This window comes from Vibrio sp. Vb0349, assembly GCF_033338975.1.
Window position 1 is genome coordinate 1 of the sequence record NZ_JAWOTS010000386.1, and the last position, 1098, is coordinate 1098.

The 1098-nt window shown below is 46.9% G+C and carries 1 protein-coding gene; it reads right to left on the reverse strand.

What is annotated here, in order from left to right; genetic code table 11:
- On the reverse strand, nucleotides 1-964 hold a 964-nt coding region (locus R7Q47_RS26050; RefSeq protein ID WP_318090236.1), incomplete at its 3' end, for an ExeA family protein.
- Between the last annotated feature and the right edge of the window lie 134 nt (nucleotides 965-1098).

Here is a 1098-nt window from a genome sequence, read left to right on the forward strand (position 1 = left end):
CAACGGGTACTTCCGACATCGGAGCCTTTGGCTTCATTGGCATGTAATTTATTGCAGCCCAGCCGACACCAACCGCTGCCATTACACCAATAGCAGCCGATCCCCACGCTGGCCATGTAAATGATTGACGAGCTTTATCTTGCTGGTAAATGTCTGCCTGAAACTGCATGACTTCTTCGCAGGCTTGTTGCACCGTCTGTTTATCGACAACGACACTGCCCTGGTGATAACTCATATTCAATGCTTTATCACAAATCAGGTTGATGAGACGCGGAATGCCATGGCTATACTTCGCAATCAACTTACTGGAACTGCGATGAAACAGTTGCTGATCGCCACCAGCCGTGTGCAAACGAAACGCGATGTAATCCGCAGTCTCTTTCTCATCAAGAGGTAACAGATGATAACGGCCAGTGATACGCTGTGCGAGCTGACGCAACTGCGTAGTCTGTAACAAGCGTTGCAACTCTGGCTGCCCTACCAACAGCACTTTAAGCAGCTTTCTGGTATCGGTTTCTAAGTTCGTTAACAAGCGCAGTTGCTCAAGTACATCGGCAGCAAGATGCTGAGCCTCATCAATGACGAGCAACGTCTGCCAACCCACCTTGTGGTTACGCAGCAAATAATGATGTATGACTTGGTTTAGCTGTTTTAACGTCGCATCCTGCGGATAAGAGATCTTAAATTCATCGCAAATCGCTTCTAGCAGATCTCGGCTCGAAAAAGTCGGATTGAGAATCAGCCCCGCTTTGGTGCTTTCATCTAAATTCGCGAGCATGGCTTTGGCCACTGTCGTTTTGCCTGTTCCTACCTCACCGGTCAGCATGGCAAAACCACCGCCGTCGCCCAATCCCGCATTGAGGTGCGTGATCGCTTCTTTATGACGTTGGCTTAAATACAAATAACGTGAGTTGGGAACAATCGAAAACGGCTGCTCAACAAACCCAAAAAAGTCCTTATACATTAGGATCTCCAGCTAAAAACCCATCCCAAAAGAATCAAATATGATGTAAACATAGTTGCATCTGTTCTTGGGAGTAAAGAAAAGTACCATTGCTTGCTACAATGTCCAACGGCATATCCATAAATTCAGAGGTA